Genomic DNA, 18,673 nt, shown 5'->3' on the forward strand with positions numbered 1-18,673 from the left:
CGCCGTCCGCACCAATATCTCCCAACCTTGCCAAGGTTGGGGTCGAGGGTTCGAATCCCTTCGCCCGCTCCAGTTTCTTCTAGGAATATCAGTGCGTTAAGATGAGGTCGCGGTGGCGGTCTCTTCGCGCATTTGGCGCTGGACACCACCAGGACACCACCGCTGGGCGCCTGCAATGCCTCCCAGGTGTGGCACAAAATCGCGGCGGGATGCATCTCGGCTGACCGTTCGGTCACTCAGGTCCGAAGCCGACCTCTGTTGAATCGTACGCCGCGGGTCTGATTCGCTGACAATCACTCCTGCACCAACGACGGCTTCGCCTCTTGGGGCCACAGCTCATTGCGGCGCTACTGCAACGTGCTGCAGGTTGGCGGGGGTTGTCGCCGATGCGATCACTCGGTGACGGGCTGCTGACGCTGGCCGGGGTCGCCGCGGTGTCAAGCCCGGCCCGCACCGGACCGTGTTGGGCCTGACACCGCGGCCAAGCTGCCTCGGCCCTTTGTCTCCTCGCCCTCAACCGGAGGGTGATCGATCCGCAGCCTGTGGACCTCCCGCCCGATGAGCAGGCGAGGCTCGACGCGCTGTCGGCGGAATGGGACCGGCTGGCCGAGGAGTATGACGGAACCGATGATCTGCCAGAGGACGCGGCTGTCCGTCTGGATGCTCTGAATGCCGAGATCGAACGGTTGTCGACACAGCAGCAGGTCTATGATCCAGACGTGATCGGGCGGGGCGGCGCATTCATCGCTCTCAACCATGACGGCACCGCCCGGATTGAGCCCGGTTTCATTCGACCCGAGGATCAGCCGCAGCGTGCGGCGACGAAGAGCCCGATTGCCGAAGTAGGCGACGAAGCCGTCAGCGAGGTGGAGGAAACCCCGGATCGGGATGGGGACGGCGAGGACGATATGGGGTCGCTTTCGGACAGCCTGGTCCGCGACCTCACAGCGCACCGGACGCTCGGGCTGCGGCTCGCGGTCGGCGAGAACCCGGACGTGGCGCTTCTCGCCGTTACGCACGCGCTGGCCGCGCAGACCTTCTACAATGGGTATGACGAAGGCACCTGCCTCGACATCCGGCCGCGCTCGTCCCCCTTGGGGGGAGATGCAGTCGGCATCGAAGACACCGAAGCCGCGCGGAAGCTGGCGGAGCGTCACGACGGCTGGGCCGCACAGATGCCGACCGATCTAGCCGGCCTGTGGGGTTTCATCGCCGACTTCGACCAAGACAGCCGCATGGCCTTGTTCGCGCATTGCGCGGCCCTGACGGTGTACGCGGTGAGGGTTCCCTGGAATCGCAAGCCGAGGACCTGGGCCACAGGGGATGCGTTGGCGCAGGCGCTGGATCTCGACATGTCGGCGCACTGGTCACCCACGGCGCGAAGCTACTTCGAACGGGTCACCAAGGCGGGCATTCTTCTCGCCGTACAGGATGCCATTTCGGTGGATGCGGCCGAGCGGATGTCGGGCATGAAGAAGCAGGCCATGGCCCAGGCTGCGGAGCAGCTTCTGGCGGGATCCGAATGGCTGCCGGCGCTCCTTCGGACGGGTGATGTGGATAGGTGTGAAAGCGTCGGCGCGGCTGAGGGCGAACCGCTTGCGGAGGCCGCTGCATAGGCCGATGGGCCGGGGCTGCACGGCGGCCCCGGCACTCCCGTGCGTCGACCCCTACTGTCCGATCACGCTGAAATCGATAGCCTAAGTTTCAGGTGCGGTGTCCGGATAGTCCTCCCCTGGGCGGACGTTCACAGGCTTCCGGCCTCCTCCGAAGCGGACACTCTCCTTCGCTGCGGAGACTCCCGAAACCGGACTTCAGGGCGGGGGCTGGTTCATCCCCCATTGCAGTCTCTCGGATGACCGGAGCGGCGCTGAAAAATCACACTGCCACAGGCGGTGACGCCCGAGGTAGCCGAGCGCCTGGCCGATCGCTTCCACACCGTGATGCCGCGGGTGCGCATCACGGATCTGCTGGCGGAGGTGGCCCGCTGGACCGGCCTAGCGGACTGTTTCACCCGCCTGCGAACCAGGCTGCCGGCGGAGGACCAACGGGTAATCCTGACGGCGGTGCTGGCGCCGCGCAACGACAACCGCGTCTTCCTGGCGGCGGCGAGGTCAATGGCGACGATGTTGCCGCCTTCGGCCCGTCCGCCATCGCCTTCGTCCGCCAGTTCCAGGTGCGCTATGCCGTGCTGGTCGGCGGCATCAACGGCCGCGGCGAGCTGGTCGATTTCCACCTGTTCGAGGCCGAATTCTCGCATGCCGCATGGCCCATGGCGGCCGAGACCTGGGTGATCGCCGACCATACCAAATTCGGCCGCGAGGCGCCGGTGAAGGTGTGCAACCTGACCGATGTCGACCTGGTCGCCGCCGACCGCCCGCCCGCACCCGATTTCGCCCGCCGCTGCGAGACGGCCGGGGTGCGGATCGTGGTGCCGGAGGACAGGGCGCAGGTCTGAGATCGGCCGGAACGCCGGTTGAGACTTTTCGGCAGGCGCATCATAATTCCCTGGAGAAGGCGGTTTGAGCCGGAAGGCTCTTCAGCCCGACGCCCCTTCCCGCACGGATCCCCAGGCCATCGGCATGACTGATCTTCGAGACATCCCCGAGTCGCTGCTGGACCTGATCTACGACGCCGCCGCGGATGCGCATCTGTGGCCGTCGGTCCTGCGCCGGATCGCCGCCCTGACCAACAGTGCCGGCGGTGTCCTCTATGGCCAGTCCGTCAAGCAGTCCGCCGTGTTTTTCGAACACAATGGCGGGCTCAGTGAGGAGAGCAGCCGCGTCTATAAGGCGCGGCATATGCGCAACCCCTGGAGCCTCCACATGATGGACCGGCCGGTCGGGCTGGTCGTGTCGTCAGACAAGGTCATGCCCCTGCGGGACCTGCAGCGGACCGCTTTCTTCGACGAAGTGCTGCGGCCGCAGGGGCTGGGCCACAACGCGATGATCGCCCTGGCCACGAAGCGGGATTTCACGGCCGCCTTCAATATGAACCGAGGGCCGCGCCAGGGGCCGTACGGCGAGGCCGAGCTTCGGCTGCTGGCCGCCCTCTCGCCGCATATGCAGCGCTCGATGCAGCTCGGTTTCCGCATCGACGCCTATCGTGCCCTGCAGCGCAGGGAGTACCAAGTACTCGACCGCCTGTCGGTCGGGGTTGTCCTACTGAACCGCGAAGCAAGAATCGTTTTCGCCAACATCGCGGCCCGCGCATGGGATGGAACGGGCCGGGACCTGTCCCTGCGCCATGCGAAGCTCACTCATCGTTCGGCAACCCAGACGAGACGGCTGGACGATCTCGTGCAATCGGCGTTGCGCGGCATGCCGACGGCTGCGATCAGTATTCCGCGCGCCCATGTCGGCGCGTCTTTCACCATCCTCGCCTCTCCCGTGCGTGGACGGGATGTCGGCCGTTACGAGGATGCGGGCCTGAAGGACGCCGCCGTCATGGTGTTCATCGCCGATTCCGCCGGCAAGGAGTCGATCCCGCTGGCATGGGCCATGGACGCCTATGGCCTGACCCAGGCGGAAGCCAGGGTGGCGATCGCGGCCGCCACCGGTGAAAGCCTGGCCGGCATCGCCCATCGCCTTGCCCTCTCCCCCAACACCGTCAAGACGCATCTGCGCCGTGTGTTCGGGAAGACGGACACCAGGGGCCAGGCCGAACTGGTGCGACTCATGGCGCCGCTGGGGCTGGTGGCCGGGGGCGATCCCCAATGAACCTCGGCACCTGAAAGGGGAAAAGCGGCGATACCCGCCGGCATCACCCCATGGGGTGACGCAAGGCCGGTGCACTTTCACTATCCTTCCCGCCCATGGAACGGGAGTGCGGCCGGATGCGGCCCGGCGGCGGCAGCCCGCTGCGCGGCGATGCCGGCAACAATGGGGAGAGCCATGGCGATCATCAATGGATTGGATTCAGTTATTCCCGATACGTTGCACGGCACGCCGGGCGACGACACGATCAACGGTCTCTACGGCAATGACACCCTTTATGGCGAAGGCGGGAACGATAAGCTGAACGGCGATGGCATCAACTGGACCAGCGACGCCGTGAACGGCGACTACCTGGATGGCGGGGAGGGGAACGACACGCTGAACGGGGACGCCGGCGGGGACGTGCTGATCGGCGGTGCCGGCAGCGACGCGCTCAATGGCAGCACCGGCGACGACAGCCTGACCGGCGGCGCCGGTGCCGACCGGCTGATCGGCGGCGCCGGGACCGACCGGGCCGATTACAGCAGCAGCAGTGCCGCCGTGACCGTCGACCTGACGACGCTGACCGCATCCGGCGGCGACGCGCAGGGCGATATCCTCAGTGGCGACATCGAGAGTCTCGCGGGCAGCGCCTATGCCGACACCCTGACCGGACCGGCCACGAACAGCACGATGTTCGGCAATGCGATATTCGGCAATGGCGGCGACGATCGCCTCAACGGGGCAGGCGGCAGGGATAGTCTCAACGGTGGCGACGGCAACGACACGCTCAATGGCGGTGCCGGCAACGACGACTTCGATGGCGGTGCCGGCAACGATGTCGTGAACGGCGGCGATGGCGACGACTTCGTCTGGGCCAGTGCCGGGGCGGACAGGATCAGCGGCGGCGCCGGTGACGACGACATTCACTATGATCTGTATGACCTGCATAGGCTACCTGGCAGCGGCGACGCAGCCGTGATGGTGACGATCGGCGGGGTCAGTCACGGCGGCCTTGCCGAAGGCGACATCATCAGCACCGATATCGAGAATGTGTGGACCGGAACCGGCGACGACACCATCGTCGGGTCGGCGGCGGACAACCAGTTTACTGCCGGTTCCGGCGACGATCGCCTCACCGGCAATGCCGGCGACGATTATCTCTTTGGCGGCGGCGGCAACGACGTACTGAGCGGCGGCGCCGGGGCCGACAGGCTGATAGGCAGCTCCGGCATCGACACGGTCGTCTATGGCGGCACGTTGGGCGTGACCGTCTCGGTCGGCGGCGAGAGCCACTTCGGCGAGGCCGAAGGTGACGAGGTCGACGACAACGTCGAGAACGTCCAGGGCACCGCCTACGACGATATCCTGATCGGTGGCAGCGAGGCCGGCGTGCTGACGGGCAATGGCGGCGATGACACGCTCATCGCCAGCAGCGGCGGCAGCAACACCTTGAACGGAGGCGACGGGAACGACCAACTCTCCGATTGGACGGGCGCAGACCATTTGAACGGAGGCGCCGGCGTCGACGAGGTCCTCTACGCCATCAGCGGCGCGGGGGTTACGATCAACCTGACAACGGGAACGGCATCAGGCGGCACTGCCCAGGGCGATGTCCTGACCAGCATCGGGAATGTCACCGGCAGCGATTTTGCCGATCGGCTCACCGGCAGCACTCTGGCCAATGACCTGGAGGGCGCTGGCGGAAACGACGGACTCCTCGGCGGTGCCGCCAACGATGTGCTCCGCGGCGATGCCGGGGCCGACCATCTCGACGGGGGCGTCGGCAACGACACCGCCAGCTACACCGAAGGCGCCGTGGCGGTGACGGTGGACCTCACTGCCGGCTCCGGGCTGGGCGGCAATGCCCAGGGCGACACCCTTACCGGTATCGAGAACGTCAATGGCAGCCAGGGCAGCGACAGCCTGACTGGCGATGCCGGCGCCAACGCTCTAGGTGGCTTCGGCGGCAACGACGTGCTCCGCGGCGGCGCCGGGGCGGACCGGCTCGATGGCGGCGCCGGCAGCGACACCGCCAGCTATTCTGAAAGCAGCATCGCGGTGACGATCGACCTTGCTGCCGGCACCGGCCACGGCGGCAATGCCCAGGGTGACACTCTGACCGGCATCGAGAATGTCAATGGCAGCCAAGGCAGCGACAGCCTGACCGGCAATGCTGGCGCCAATGTCCTGTCGGGCGGCGCCGGCGGCGACGTGCTCCGCGGCGGCGCCGGGGCGGACCGGCTCGATGGCGGCGCCGGCAGCGACACCGCCAGCTATTCCGAAAGCGGCGTCGCGGTCACCATCGACCTCGCCACGGGCACGGGCCTCGGCGGCAACGCCCAGGGTGATGTCCTGGTCGGCATCGAGAACGTTAATGGCAGCCTGGGCGGCGACAGTCTGACCGGCAACGTCGGGGCCAACATCCTGCAGGGGCTGGACGGCAACGACGTGCTTCGCGGCGGCGCCGGGGGTGACCGGCTGATCGGCGGCGGCGGCAACGACACCGCCACCTATACCGAAAGTTCGGCCGGGGTGACGGCCAGCCTGGCCAGCCATGGCGGGTCCGGAGGCGACGCCCAGGGCGATTACATCGAGACGGAGAACCTGACCGGCTCCAACTTCAGCGATGCGCTTTACGGCGACGCAGGATCCAATGTGCTGAACGGCTGGGCCGGGCGGGACATCCTGCAGGGCGGTGCCGGCGCCGACCGCTTCGTCTTCTCCGCCGCCGGCCACAGCGCCGCCGGCACCGGTGCCGACCGCATTACCGACTTCACCCACGCCCAGGGCGACAGGATCGACCTGTCGGCGATCGACGCCCGCAGCCACGCCGCCCGGGACCAGGCCTTCCACATCATCGGCACCGCCCCCTACAGCCACACGGCGGGCGAGTTGCACTACGCCTTTTCCGGCAGCACCACCGTCATTGGTGGCGACATCAATGGCGACGGCGTCTCCGACTTCAATATCGTCCTCTCCGGCAACATCGCCCTCGTCGGCACTGACTTCGTGCTGTGACCGGCGGCTGGGCAGGGGTGGCCGCGGCAAGTTGGTCGCCACTGACCGCCCCGCCCGACTTCGCCCATGGCTGCAAGACAGCCGGGATGCAGATCGTGGTGCGGGAAGGACGGGCGCAGGGTCAGGTTCGCTGATGAATGCGAACGCGCCCTTCAGCACGAAATCGCCGGCCGCGAGGGTCATGCTGCCGATCAGGGGTGATGGCGAAATCGCCGATGCCGTGACTGCCTGGAAGTCGGGGTTGGAGCAATTCGCCGAGAAACGGCCCGATATGGCTTCCTCGATCAATTTTGTCGGAGAACCGGATCGGGCAGCCGATTTCCCAGAGGTGACGCTGGACCTATCGGCCGTTTTCAAACAGAAACCAGATGCGGCCTTCTGCTTCGTCGATCCAAGGCTCCAACACGCTCACCGTGGCCACATCACCGTGCTCGTCGGCCAAGGCGTGCATCTCCCGCATGCGTGCCACGAGCTGCATATTGTCGTCGCGGAGCTCGGCCAGCATGTCGAGCGGCGTGACGTAGTCGGCGTCGTTGTCCAGAACACGTTGGAGGCGGGCGATGTGACCGATCGACCGCAAAGTCGTGCCGCCGATTTTGCGTGAACGCTCGGCGACAGCGTCGATGGTCGCGAAGATCTGATCGCCTTGCTCGTCAAGCATCAGATGCAGGTCTCGGAAATTAGGTCCGGAGATGTGCCAATGGAAGTTCTTCGTCTTGAGGTATAGTGCAAACGTGTCTGCCAAAAGGGTGGTTAACCCGGTTGCGATATCGTGGACCGCGTTCTCTCCCAGGCTTGACGGTGTCTTGAGCACCACCATGCGACGTGCTCTCGCGTCCTCGATTGTCATATCGGTGCCCTCACATCTTTGGGTCGGCTGCTTGTAATTTGCCATCTCGGGAGATGTTGGTCTTGGACGAGGACGCAATCTTTTGGACATGGCGCCAACCGGTCTAGCCGCGTCGCGCGTGCCGCCACGCACCAGGCGGCACGCCAACCGCCGCCGTGAACACCCTGGTGAAGTGGCTCTGGTCTGCAAACCCGCAGTCGTAGGCGATCTGGACCAGCGGCAGGGAGGTCGTGAGGAGCAGATCTTTCGCGTAGTCGATACGGAAGGTGCGAAGCCACCTATAGGGCGGCATCCCGGTCGTCTGCCGAAAAGCCCGCAGAAAGCGCCGCAGCGGGAGCCCACACGCCTGAGCCACCGCGGTAATCGAAGGTTCGCTTGCAAGATTGGCAACAAGCAATTCCTTGGCGCGGCGCTCCTGCCAACCCGTCAGAAAGGCTCCGAATGGGCTTGGCGGCCGCTGAAGTTGGCCGTACTCGGACGCCAATCGGGCGTAGATTGCGAAGGCGATGTGATCGCAGTACAGCCGTCCGGCGAACTGCGGCCTGTCCAGAGCGGGCAACAAAGCACACCCGAGGTGATGTACGACCGGGTCGGGTCCAGCAAAGTCGCTGAGAGCTCCAATCGGGGGTGCCCCGTGGTCATTCGCGAGCTCGTCGAAAGTTATCTGCGGAATGTAAAAAAGGAGGGAGTCGAACGGATCCGGCAGATAGGCAGTCGGCTGCTCCTCAAGGTGCACGACTACAATCGATCCCGCCAGCAGACGATTCATCGGGACATGACGCCCGCCCTTCCAGATTTCGCAGGCACCTGAGTCCTGAAGTTGAAGGCTGACGATATAGGCTCTCTCGATTGGACCTGGTGACGACATTCCGATACCATGGGCCAGCGACGTTACACGCGTGATTGCCAGCTGCGTGGTCTTCAGAGTGGTGGTGGTGATCGTCTGCGCAGTTTCCAAATTGAAGAGCCGTGCAATATCCTGACAGTACGCGCGCTGTCCCGGTGACCCGGTGACATCGGGCCGTGCCAAGTCAGGCACGTCATTGGCTCCGCCATAAGTACGGCGTTCAGCAGGTCCCGGTCGGAGCGATTTCGGGGCTCGCGCCATGATCATCTCCTTGATCGTAGCGACGGCCCATACAATGCTGAGAAGGCGGCCTGCATCCAGCAAATACAGGGTGAATTGTATGGAGTGGATCCCTGCACTTACGGACTGGCCGGGACCGCTTTACCTGCGCATCGTCGAGGCCATTGCGGCTGACATCGCCAATGGCCGGCTTGCGCGAGGCCAAAGGTTGCCGGCCCAGCGCGTCCTCGCAGACGCGCTAGCGATCGATCTGACGACTGTGACGCGCGCTTATGGCGAGGCGAGGCGACGCGGGTTGACCGAAGCGAAGGTCGGTCAGGGTACCTTTGTGTCTGAAACCACGATGCGGTCCCCGGGCACCATCCGCGACCACGTCAAGATCGACCTCTCGATGAATCTGCCCCCTCATCCAGTCGAGGCCAATCTCGATGTCCGTATCGCCAAGGGATTGGCGGCGCTCCAGAACGACTCAAGCCTGACGGCCTTTCTAAATTACCAACCGTCAGGGGGCAGCGACGAGCAGCGTGCGGTTGCCGCGACCTGGCTGCGGCGCCGGGTGCCGGGAGCAACGCATGATCGGGTGATCATTTATCCGGGAACTCAGGCTGCGATTTTCAACACGCTCCTTTCGCTCACTTCCCCGGGCGATGTCGTGGTGACCGAACGGCTCACCTATCCGGGCTTCATGGCCGCGGCCGCGAGACTTGGCGTGAAGCTGGTGGGCGTCGCGATGGACGAGGGAGGCATCCTTCCGGACGCGCTGAAGCAGGCGTGTCAAAAGCACAGGCCGAAGGCCGTCTATCTCGTTCCAACTCTCCAAAACCCGACGACGGCCACGCTTGACCCGGATCGCCGAGCCGCCATTGCCGACATCATCCGTGAGACCGGAACAGTCCTGATTGAAGACGATGTCTACGGCCTCCTTGAGCCTTCGGCGTCACCAATCGCCAACCTGATCCCAGAGTGCAGCTATCTCGCCGTCAGCTTGTCCAAATGTATCACGCCCGGACTGCGGGTTTCGCTTCTGCTGGTTCCTGGCCCGGCCGCGGAGAAAGCGATGAGGAGCGCCCTTCAAGCAGCGACCCAAATGGCCGCGCCATTGATGGTTGCGCTCGTCACGCATTGGCTTAGCTCAGGGATAGGGGATCAGATCATCTCGGCGATCCGGACCGAAGCGAATGGGCGTCAAAGACTTGCGGGACGGATCTTCCAAGGGCTGCCATTCGCCGCCAGGCCGGACGGCCATCACCTTTGGCTGTCATTGCCAACGTGGTGGGAATCGTCGGATTTTGTGGCGCACGTGCTGCGCGGCGGTCTTGCAGTGGTCGGCGGCGACGCCTTCATGGTGGAACAGCAGTTGCCGTCGCAGGCCGTGCGCGTTTCGCTCGGCGCCGCACGCAATCGCGCCGAGCTCGCCCAGGCGCTGCAGTTCATCGCCGCAACGCTGAAATCCGGGGCCCCAACGTCCCTCGCCGTATAGCGGTGGGTCTGCGCACCTCGCCAGATCCTGTCGAGTCCGCTGTGTCGACGACAAGCTTCCCCGACGGCGGCCTTGTCTTGTGCCGGGGATCACCACCGCCCGGCATGCGATCCGCCGTCCACGTGATGGATCTCGCCCGACACGAAACTCGCCATTTCGAGATACAGGATGGCGTCAACGACATCCTGTATTTCACCCAGGCGGACTGGGCGGCGTGGGCCGGCCTGGGACCCTTCGTCTGTGACGCCGCGCAGATGGGTCTTTATCACGCCTGTCGCGACAGCGTTCACTCGAACGCCCCTGTCGGCAAATTCAAGCGCGAGCGCCTCGGTTACAGCCCCAAGCCCACCCCTCGTCAGTGAGGCTAGTCCGGCAGGGATGAACTCATCCGGCCGATCGACCAGGCTGGCGATCACATTGACAATGTGACCGGAACGCTGCGTCAGCATGTGGGCAGCGGCGATCTGGGTCACATGGAAGAACCCACCGAAGTTGTCGGCAACGATGGACGCCAAGTCACCCTCCGAATAGTCCACGAAGGGCTTGGCAACGAAGACACTTGCATTGTTGACGAGGGTATCGATCCGGCCAAATTCCTCGAGCGCGGCGGTGACAACCCCCGACGCGATCTTGCGGTCGCGGATGTCGCCGGCGATCGTAAGCAGGTCCGGATCATCGCTGTGCGGGATCAACTGGCCCGTGGCGACAACGCGATAGCCGCTGTCGAGAAATCCCCTGACGAGCTGAGACCCAATACTCTGAGACGCTCCGGTGATGACAGCGACCTTGGATCCCCCGTTCATGGCGGCTCTTCTCGCGTCGCTCGTCGGCGTCAGTCGCAGGCCATGGGTACAACGATACCCTTGGCATGACATCCAGATCGGTCGCCGGACGTCCTACAGGTTTGGAGGGTGCCCGGGTCGCCCTTCCTGCGGTCATTCCGTGATCTTCACAAAGCCTTCCTGAACGAGCTGAGTTGTCCTCGCCATCGCGTCCGTGTTGACCTTGATTCCGGGAAGTAGATCTTCATTTCCCCAATTGTGAATATTGGCAGTCGCGCCGCACAACTCGACATACACACCCTGCCTCATTAGGCCAGATAGAAGCTTCCTGTAAGGATTACCTGTAGCGATGTTTCGTTCGGCATTGTACGCGTCGTCATGCAGCGTCACATGACCAGCGTTCGTGTGGAAGACCGCAATGACCTGGGCCTTGGCCTTCCAGTCGGCGACATCATTCTCGATCAGCTGCAGATGAAAAATGGATGCCGGCAGATCGCCTTCGAACTCAAGGGCACCGATACTGAACACCGACTTCACTTCTGCCAAATACACCGGGATATCGATGTGAAGCGGCTTCACCGATGCAGACATGTTGCAACTCCTGTATCAAGGTAGGGCAAATGATGATGCAAGGCGTCACGCGCCCTCGTAGACCAACCTTGTGAAGAATTCCGGCGTGATCACGAACTGACCCCATTTGGCATCGAAGGCGGCAGTAGGCTTCGCGGCGATGGTCTCATCCAGCGACCGCCCTTCCTTCTTGAGCGTCGAGACGTTTTCATGGATCGCGACGAGCATGTCGCGGAACGCAATGAGTTCCGTCCTGTTGCTGACAGGCTTCCCGTGGCCCGGGATCACGATCGTTTTATCGGTGGTCGCGGAGACATTCGCCTCGGCGGCCTTGATCATTCCCTCGATATTGCCGCCGGTTGAATAGTCAATGAATGGGTAGATGCCATTCCAGAAGGTGTCGCCGCAGTGACGGATATCCGCTTCGGTCACTGTAACGGATATGTCGCAGTCAGTGTGGGCGGAGCCGTAATATTTCAAGACGACCGTGGAGCGATTGAGGCTCAGAGTCTTGTCCGAGGAGAAGACCTCGGATGGGACGGCCGCCAGAGGTGGGGCAGGAAAGTTGAAATCCCAATCCTCGACCCGCTGGGCGCCCAGGAGATGCTTGTGAGTGTTCTCATGAGCAAGGATGGCGGCCCCTTCCGCGTTCAGCCATTCATTGCCGTCCGCATGGTCGAAGTGCCAGTGGGTGTTGATGAGATGTTTGATCGGATCTCGGCTGAGGCTGTTGGCAGCCTCCAGGATTCGCGGACGCGATGCGGTGATTCCGGCATCGATGAACACCTTGCCGTCCGCACCAGTCAGGACGCCGATGTTCCCACCGGAGCCCTCGAGGACGCTGACATCGCGACGGAGCTTATGGACCTTGATCGGCGCCGTGGCAGCGTCGTCGCGGATCAAATCGACGATATTCCGAGCCTCCGCATAGGCCTGCCGAGGGCTGAGCCAGCCTCCGCAGGCGGCGAAGACGGGCGCCCCGATGCAGCAGAGGCAGAAACCGCGTCGAGACAAGATGGGCTGCTGGATGGCCATGAAACCTCCGGGAAAGAAATGGAGATCGGTTGCAGACGATTTCGGAAATTGCGGGCGCCGCAGTTTGTATTGCGACCGGACCGCTCAGGTCTTGATGAATGCCAATAGCTCGGCGTTGACGCGGTCCTTGAGCGTCGTGCACAGCCCATGCGGCGCCCCCTCATAGATCTTCAATGTCGCATTCTTGACGATCTTCGAGGACAGGAGGGCGGAGTCGGCGATCGGCACGATCTGATCGGCATCGCCATGCAGAACGAGCGTCGGTACGTCGATCCGCTTCAGATCGTCGGTCAGGTCCGTCTCGGAAAAGGCCCTGATGCAGAAATAGGACGCCGGGATACCGGCCATCATGCCCTGCAGCCAGAATGAGTTACGCACGCCTTCCGAGACCTTCGCACCCGGTTTGTTGTAGCCGTAGAAGGGCAGGCTGAGGTCCTTCCAGAACTGAGATCGGTCGGCCAGCACGCCTGCGCGGAGCTGGTCGAAGACCTCGATCGGAGTTCCGCCGGGATTCTTCTCGCTCTTGACCATGACCGGTGGAATGGCACCGATCAGCACGGCCTTGGCCACGCGGCCGGTGCCGTGGCGGCCGATGTAGCGGGCCACTTCGCCGCCACCTGTCGAGTGACCGACGTGGATCGCGTCCTTGAGGTCGAGGTATCTGACCAGCTCGGCGAGATCGTCGGCGTACGTGTCCAGGTCGTTGCCCTGCCAGGGCTGGCTCGATCGTCCGTGCCCACGGCGATCGTGGGCGATGCAGCGATAGCCGTTTGACGCGAGGAAGAACATCTGGTCCTCGAACGCGTCGGCGCTGAGCGGCCAGCCATGGCTGAAGACAATGGGCTGCCCAGTGCCCCAGTCGTTGTAATAGATATGCGTGCCGTCTTTCGTGGTGATCATGCTCATGGTCTTCCCTTTCTGAAGGGCTGCCGGCAACGCCCGGGCCGAACCGTCGCCTACAGTGAGGAACCCCGAGTGGACAGGACCGAAACGGCAATGATGCCGGCCGCTCCGAGCATGACGGTCCGACGGGGCGCAATGAATGTGGTCTCGGGCATGGGATGCTCCGGCCATAGGCTGAACGGCTACGTGAGACGTCTTGGCTGCAGCACCACCTTCGCAGCGGGCGCCGCCCGAAGATTGAACGACACGCCATGTCATTGAACGTCTTGGCCAGAATGCGCTTTGGTGGCGTTGAGCCCTCCACGGCGTCGGTGCTTCCGACCTAGCCCGGGTCTGCTCGACAGCGACGCGTTGCCATTAAATGCACGGATCGACCTCCGTTCGCGGTCTGCCGCAGGGGAGCGGGTACTGTCGCCCTGGGAGTTCCGCTCTCGGGAGCCGAGTGGACGGCCGGTTTCGATACCCAACAGCGCACCAAGCGAGCGAGAACGGTCCAAATTCAGCGCGCTGAGGCATGTCCGGTTTGGAGGAGCCCCATCCATGACCGCTTATGGCGCACATCAGCCGAACCGGCCGAACCCCTCCGGCTGTCGGGTTTGACAGTTTGTTGCCCCGCTCAGCAATGCCACGTCGCCGCAAAATTGCTCTCATCTCTTCCCTTTCGTCGGCACGCAAAGCCCGTCGACGAACACATTCACCAGCCGCAGCACCGTCTCCTGCCAGCCAGGCTGGTCGTGCATGTAGGACATGCCCACGAGCGCACGCAGAAGGTCAGCGGCGCTGATGTCGGAGCGGATCTCGCCAGTCGCGACGGCGCGATCCAGAAGTGTGCCGACGGCCTTGGTCAGGCGATCAAACGTATAGGCATACAGGTCCGACGGGCCATGTGTCGCGAGGGCCAGCGCCGCCAACATGCCCTTTTTGGTGGCAACCAATTCGACATTGGCGCTGAGCCAGCGACGCAGGGCGTCGACAGGTTCAGCCTCGTCCTTCAATTGCTCAGCCAGGTCACCGAGCTGTTCGACTTCGCGTCGAAAGGCGGCCTCGAACAGAGCTTCGCGTGTTGGAAAATGCCTGTACAGCGTACCGATGCCGACCTCGGCCCGCCTAGCCACAGCTTCCAGGCTGGCATCCGGGCCGCCGGCGCTGAAAACCGCCTTAGCCGCCTCCAGCACGCGCTCGCGATTGCGGACGGCATCGGCCCGAGGCCTCCGGGTGGTCTTTGCTGAGCGCTCCCCCATATTCTTCATCTGGTTGCCCGCCCGCTTGCAAAGCGGAGGGCTCCTCCGTATCATTCCTGAACGGGTAGATTGCCTGACGCCACTTTTCCGTCAAGCCGGACGACCTCAGTCCGGCCCTCAGGCCGCCCGACTACCGCACCGCTCGTGCGGCCCCAATGCCTTCGACGATATCACTGATCGGAGTCCTGCATGAATTTCGCCATCAGTCTCACCGTGAATGGTGTGCGGCATGACGTTGAGCTGGAGAGTCCGCGGGTCACGCTGCTCGATCTCCTGCGTGAACGCCTCGACCTGACCGGCACCAAGAAGGGCTGCGACCGGGGCCAGTGCGGCGCCTGCACGATCCTGGTCGACGGCCGCCGGATCAATTCCTGCCTGGCGCTGGCCGTCAGCTTCGACGGCGCCGATATCCTCACGATCGAGGGTGTGGCCCGCGGCGATCAACTCCACCCCGTCCAGGCTGCCTTCATCGCCCATGACGGCTTCCAGTGCGGGTTCTGCACCCCGGGCCAGATCATGAGCGCGATCGGACTGATCGGGGAAGGCCAGGCCGGTGACGACCCCGAGCGCATCCGCGAGGGCATGAGCGGAAACCTCTGTCGATGCGCGGCCTATTCCGGGATCACCGAGGCGGTGCTGGAGGCGCAGAAGACGCTGGCCGCGACCGGCCGGAGGGACGCCGCGTGAAAACCTTCGATTACGTCCGACCCACGTCGATCACCGCTGCCGTCGCGGCAGCGGCCGAGCCGGGGTCCGCCTATCTCGCCGCCGGCACCAACCTCCTCGACCTGATGAAGGGCGGCATCAGCCGCCCGGACCGTCTGGTCGATGTCACGCGCCTTCCCGGGCTCGACGGCATCGAACCCCTGCCCGATGGCGGCATCCGCATCGGCGCGCTGGTCCGCAATGCCGATCTCGCCCACGATCCCGAGTTCGCCCGGGCCTATCCGGCGGTGGCGGAGGCGCTGCTGTCGGGGGCTTCGGCGCAGCTCCGCAATGCCGCGACGGTCGGCGGCAATCTGCTGCAGCGGACACGCTGCGGGTATTTCTACGACACCGCCAGCGCCTGCAACAAACGCGAACCCGGCGCGGGCTGCGACGCCCGGAACGGCGAGAATCGCCTGCACGCCGTGCTCGGCTGGAGCGAGTCCTGCATCGCCACCCATCCGTCGGATTTCTGCGTGCCGCTGGTCGCGCTGGATGCCGTCGTCGAGGTCGAAGGCGCAGGCGGCCGGCGCGACATACCGGTCGAGGCCCTCCACCGCCTGCCCGGGACCACGCCGGAGCAGGAGAGCGCGCTCCAGCCGGGGGACCTGATCGTCGCCCTGCGCCTGCCGGCCGAAGCCGCCGGGTTCTCGGCGCATTCCCGCTACCTCAAGGTGCGCGAGCGCACCTCCTACGCCTTCGCGGTGGTCTCGGCCGCTGCGGCGCTGCGGATCGAGGGCGGCACCATCCGGACGGCGCGGCTCGCGCTGGGCGGGGTCGCCGCCAAGCCGTGGCGCGCCCGTGCGGCGGAAGATGTCCTGGCCGGCGCCCGCCCCGATGAAGCCGTCTTCCGCCGGGCGGCGGAGGCGGCCTTGGCCGACGCCAGGCCCTCCGGCGACAATGCCTTCAAGATCGAACTCGCGCGCCGGATCCTGGTGCGTGCCCTGACGGTCGCCGCGGCCGGCACGCCGGAGCGTGTCCCCGCCCTTCCGGCATCCCCGTTCTCATTCGGTCCCGGAGCACGCCATGACGTCTGAGATCAACCCCACCCAGGCTCCCGCCCACGCCCGGCACGGCTCCAGCATCGGGCAGCCGCTCACGCGCCGCGACGGCGTCCTGAAGGTGACCGGGAAGGCCCGCTACGCCGCCGACAACCACCCGGCCGGGATGCTGTATGCGGTCATGGCGGTCAGCAGCGTCGCACGCGGCAGGGTGACCTTCCTCGACATCGGGGCGGCCAAGGCGCACCCGGGCGTCGTCGATGTCATGACCCCCGCCAACCGGCCGCCCCTGGCGATGGACCCGGATGCCAAGCTCCACCCCTTCATGTTCCGGCTCGACCTGCTGCAGAACGATCTGGTGCGCTATGCGAACCAGCCGATCGCGGTGGTGATCGCCGAGACGCTGGAGGCCGCGACGGAAGGGGCGACGCTGCTGTCACCGCGCTATGATGTGCAGCCGGCCCGGGTGGGGCTGGACGCCGGCGACAGCTTCCTGCCGCCCGCCGTCGGCGTCGGCAATCCGGCCCGGGTCGAGCGGGGTGACGTCGAGGCGGGCCTCGCGACGGCGGCGCACCTGGTCGAGGCGACCTATGAGACCCCCGCGCAATACCACAACCCGATCGAGCCGCATGCCATCGTCGCCGCCTGGGACGGCGACGCCCTGTCCATCGACACGCCGAGCCAGGGCATGGCCATGGCCCAGGGGCGGATCGCCGGGCTGTTCGGGATCGCCCCGGAGAAGATCCACATCCGCAGCCCGTTCCTCGGCGGCGGCTTCGGGTCCAAGGGCCTCGTCTCGGGCCCGCAGATCCTCGGCATCCTGGCGGCCCGGCTGGTCGACCGGCCGGTCAAGCTGGTGCTCCGCCGCGAGCAGATGTTCGGGCCTGTCGGCCATCGTGCGCCCACCCGCCAGACGCTGCGCATCGGTGTCGACAGCGACGGCGGGCTGACGGCGCTGGAGCATCACGCGAAGACGACCTCCAGCACCTTCGACGACTTCTTCGAGCCGGCGGCGGACGCCTCGCACACGCTGTATGCGAGCCCCGCCATCGTGAGCTCGCACGAGGTGGTGCGGAACGACACCGGCACGCCGCTGTTCATGCGGGCCCCCGGCGAGGCCACGGGTTCGATCGCGCTGGAGAGTGCGATTGACGAGGCGGCCTGGGCCATCGGGATGGACCCGCTGGCCTTCCGGCTGAAGAATTATGCCGAGGTCGAGCCGATCTCCGGCAAGCCGTTCTCCTCCAAGGCCCTGCGCGAATGCTACGCCAAGGGTTCGGAACACTTCGGCTGGTCGGGGCGCCCGCTCGCGCCGCGTCAGATGCGCGACGAGGCCGGTTTCCTGATCGGCTGGGGCGTGGGCACCGCGACATTCCCGGCGTTGATGTTCCAGGCTGAGGCCCGGGCTGTCCTGCGACGCGACGGGACTGGCGTGATGGAGACGGGCGCGCACGACATGGGCCAGGGGGCATGGACCGCCTTCGCCCAGATCGCGGCCGATTCCCTGGGGCTCGATCTCGAGCAGATGGAGTTCAAGGCTGGATCATCTGACCTTCCCGATGCCGGGATTGCCGGCGGTTCGGCACACACCGCCACGGCCGGGATGGCGATCCACAATGCCGGCGCCGCCGTCATTGCCAAGCTCGCCGACTTGGCGACGGCCGACGAGCGCTCGCCGCTGTTCGGAGCGGGAAACGCCGGTGTGGTCGCTCGGGAAGGGCGCTTGTTCCGTCGCGACGACGACGGCCGGAGCGAGAGCTATGCCTCGATTCTCGGCCGCGCAGGTCAGGCCGAGATCGAAGCCCGCGGCAAGAGTGCTGCGGACCCTGCAGCGCAATCGGCCTATGCCATGCATGCGCACGGGGCGGTGTTCGCCGAGGTCCGGATCGATCCCGATCTTGGCCAGGTCCGCGTCAGCCGCCTTGTCGGGGCCTTCGCGGCGGGGCGGGTGATCAATCCGCGGCTGGTGCAAAGCCAGCTCTATGGCGGCATGATCTGGGGCATGTCGTTTGCGCTGCACGAGCAGGCCGTGACCGACCGCCGATCGGGGCGGATTATGAACGCGAACCTTGCCGAGTATCAGATCCCCGTAAACGCCGATGTGCCGTCGCTCGACGTCCTGACCGTCGAGGAGCACGATCCCTACGTCAACGCGCTCGGCATCAAGGGCGTCGGCGAGATCGGTGTCACCGGCAGCGCAGGTGCTGTCGCCAACGCGGTCTGGCACGCCACCGGCATCCGCGTGCGCCGCTTTCCGATCGCGATCGACGATTTGCTGATGCCGCGTCCAGCTTGAGGCAATAGGA

15 protein-coding genes and 1 pseudogene are annotated in these 18,673 nt (G+C 65.2%); 9 read left to right on the forward strand and 7 right to left on the reverse strand.

What is annotated here, in order from left to right:
• Positions 1-524 precede the first annotated feature (524 nt).
• The 5 genes and pseudogenes from AC3XYG_RS22575 (at position 525) to AC3XYG_RS22595 (ending at position 6,713) form a co-directional block, all read left to right on the forward strand.
• Positions 525-1,616, forward strand: coding sequence for a hypothetical protein (locus AC3XYG_RS22575; protein WP_489142112.1), 1,092 nt, complete (start codon positions 525-527; stop codon positions 1,614-1,616).
• 255 nt (positions 1,617-1,871) lie between these two features.
• Positions 1,872-2,072: pseudogene (locus tag AC3XYG_RS22580) on the forward strand (hypothetical protein); the annotation flags it as partial.
• On the forward strand, positions 2,003-2,455 hold the full coding sequence (locus AC3XYG_RS22585; RefSeq protein ID WP_489142126.1) for a DeoR/GlpR family DNA-binding transcription regulator: 453 nt from the start codon (positions 2,003-2,005) through the stop codon (positions 2,453-2,455). The pseudogene AC3XYG_RS22580 and the gene AC3XYG_RS22585, both read left to right, overlap by 70 nt.
• Positions 2,456-2,519: 64 nt before the next feature.
• Positions 2,520-3,716 (forward strand): helix-turn-helix transcriptional regulator, encoded by a 1,197-nt coding sequence (locus tag AC3XYG_RS22590; RefSeq protein ID WP_489142113.1) that lies wholly within the window; start codon positions 2,520-2,522, stop codon positions 3,714-3,716.
• A gap of 174 nt (positions 3,717-3,890) precedes the next feature.
• Positions 3,891-6,713, forward strand: a complete 2,823-nt coding sequence (locus AC3XYG_RS22595; protein WP_489142114.1) for a beta strand repeat-containing protein — start codon at positions 3,891-3,893, stop codon at positions 6,711-6,713.
• 340 nt (positions 6,714-7,053) lie between these two features.
• Here the strand turns inward: AC3XYG_RS22595 and AC3XYG_RS22600 are convergent, their stop codons facing one another.
• Both AC3XYG_RS22600 and AC3XYG_RS22605 read right to left on the reverse strand, forming a co-directional pair.
• A complete protein-coding gene (locus AC3XYG_RS22600; RefSeq protein WP_489142115.1) occupies positions 7,054-7,533 on the reverse strand; it encodes a Dps family protein in 480 nt (159 codons plus the stop codon).
• A 133-nt stretch (positions 7,534-7,666) separates the two neighbouring features.
• A complete protein-coding gene (locus AC3XYG_RS22605; RefSeq protein WP_489142116.1) occupies positions 7,667-8,671 on the reverse strand; it encodes a helix-turn-helix domain-containing protein in 1,005 nt (334 codons plus the stop codon).
• Between AC3XYG_RS22605 and AC3XYG_RS22610 the strand changes: the two genes are divergently transcribed.
• Positions 8,670-10,130 carry an aminotransferase-like domain-containing protein gene (locus tag AC3XYG_RS22610; protein WP_489142117.1) on the forward strand — a complete coding sequence of 487 codons (1,461 nt, stop codon included), beginning with the start codon at positions 8,670-8,672 and terminating at the stop codon, positions 10,128-10,130. The two genes, AC3XYG_RS22605 and AC3XYG_RS22610, sit on opposite strands and share 2 nt — an antisense overlap.
• An 89-nt stretch (positions 10,131-10,219) precedes the next feature.
• Here AC3XYG_RS22610 and AC3XYG_RS22615 read toward each other — a convergent pair whose 3' ends face one another.
• From AC3XYG_RS22615 to AC3XYG_RS22635, 5 genes are all read right to left on the reverse strand, one after another.
• Positions 10,220-10,933 (reverse strand): SDR family NAD(P)-dependent oxidoreductase, encoded by a 714-nt coding sequence (locus tag AC3XYG_RS22615; RefSeq protein WP_489142118.1) that lies wholly within the window; start codon positions 10,931-10,933, stop codon positions 10,220-10,222.
• 132 nt (positions 10,934-11,065) lie between these two features.
• The gene (locus AC3XYG_RS22620; protein ID WP_489142119.1) at positions 11,066-11,503 is read right to left on the reverse strand and encodes a DsrE family protein; all 438 of its coding nucleotides are present in this window, start codon (positions 11,501-11,503) and stop codon (positions 11,066-11,068) included.
• Between the two features lie 45 nt (positions 11,504-11,548).
• The gene (locus AC3XYG_RS22625; protein WP_489142120.1) at positions 11,549-12,517 is read right to left on the reverse strand and encodes an MBL fold metallo-hydrolase; all 969 of its coding nucleotides are present in this window, start codon (positions 12,515-12,517) and stop codon (positions 11,549-11,551) included.
• 84 nt (positions 12,518-12,601) lie between these two features.
• A complete protein-coding gene (locus AC3XYG_RS22630) occupies positions 12,602-13,423 on the reverse strand; it encodes an alpha/beta fold hydrolase (RefSeq protein WP_489142121.1) in 822 nt (273 codons plus the stop codon).
• A gap of 644 nt (positions 13,424-14,067) precedes the next feature.
• Entirely contained in the window at positions 14,068-14,670 is a 603-nt protein-coding gene (locus AC3XYG_RS22635; protein WP_489142122.1) for a TetR/AcrR family transcriptional regulator, read from the reverse strand.
• Between the two features lie 180 nt (positions 14,671-14,850).
• On the opposite strand from AC3XYG_RS22635, the gene AC3XYG_RS22640 reads away from it, so the two are divergent.
• Genes AC3XYG_RS22640 through AC3XYG_RS22650 form a run of 3 tightly spaced genes read left to right on the forward strand, consistent with a single transcriptional unit; the run spans position 14,851 to position 18,663 of the window.
• A complete protein-coding gene (locus AC3XYG_RS22640) occupies positions 14,851-15,348 on the forward strand; it encodes a (2Fe-2S)-binding protein (protein ID WP_489142123.1) in 498 nt (165 codons plus the stop codon).
• Entirely contained in the window at positions 15,345-16,403 is a 1,059-nt protein-coding gene (locus AC3XYG_RS22645) for an FAD binding domain-containing protein (RefSeq protein ID WP_489142124.1), read from the forward strand. Before AC3XYG_RS22640 ends, AC3XYG_RS22645 begins: the two co-directional genes overlap by 4 nt.
• A complete protein-coding gene (locus tag AC3XYG_RS22650; RefSeq protein ID WP_489142125.1) occupies positions 16,393-18,663 on the forward strand; it encodes a xanthine dehydrogenase family protein molybdopterin-binding subunit in 2,271 nt (756 codons plus the stop codon). The genes AC3XYG_RS22645 and AC3XYG_RS22650 overlap by 11 nt, the downstream gene beginning before the upstream one ends.
• Positions 18,664-18,673 lie beyond the last annotated feature (10 nt).

The organism is Inquilinus sp. (genome assembly GCF_057815775.1).

What these genes read in the sequence shown, in the direction of transcription:
- AC3XYG_RS22595 (WP_489142114.1), top strand. Translation starts at nt 3,891, where the DNA reads ATGGCGATCATCAATGGATTGGATTCAGTTATTCCCGATACGTTGCAC.
- AC3XYG_RS22600 (WP_489142115.1), bottom strand. Translation starts at nt 7,533, where the DNA reads ATGGTGGTGCTCAAGACACCGTCAAGCCTGGGAGAGAACGCGGTCCAC.
- AC3XYG_RS22610 (WP_489142117.1), top strand. Translation starts at nt 8,670, where the DNA reads ATGATCATCTCCTTGATCGTAGCGACGGCCCATACAATGCTGAGAAGG.
- AC3XYG_RS22605 (WP_489142116.1), bottom strand. Translation starts at nt 8,671, where the DNA reads ATGGCGCGAGCCCCGAAATCGCTCCGACCGGGACCTGCTGAACGCCGT.
- AC3XYG_RS22615 (WP_489142118.1), bottom strand. Translation starts at nt 10,933, where the DNA reads ATGAACGGGGGATCCAAGGTCGCTGTCATCACCGGAGCGTCTCAGAGT.
- AC3XYG_RS22620 (WP_489142119.1), bottom strand. Translation starts at nt 11,503, where the DNA reads ATGTCTGCATCGGTGAAGCCGCTTCACATCGATATCCCGGTGTATTTG.
- AC3XYG_RS22625 (WP_489142120.1), bottom strand. Translation starts at nt 12,517, where the DNA reads ATGGCCATCCAGCAGCCCATCTTGTCTCGACGCGGTTTCTGCCTCTGC.
- AC3XYG_RS22630 (WP_489142121.1), bottom strand. Translation starts at nt 13,423, where the DNA reads ATGAGCATGATCACCACGAAAGACGGCACGCATATCTATTACAACGAC.
- AC3XYG_RS22635 (WP_489142122.1), bottom strand. Translation starts at nt 14,670, where the DNA reads ATGAAGAATATGGGGGAGCGCTCAGCAAAGACCACCCGGAGGCCTCGG.
- AC3XYG_RS22640 (WP_489142123.1), top strand. Translation starts at nt 14,851, where the DNA reads ATGAATTTCGCCATCAGTCTCACCGTGAATGGTGTGCGGCATGACGTT.
- AC3XYG_RS22650 (WP_489142125.1), top strand. Translation starts at nt 16,393, where the DNA reads ATGACGTCTGAGATCAACCCCACCCAGGCTCCCGCCCACGCCCGGCAC.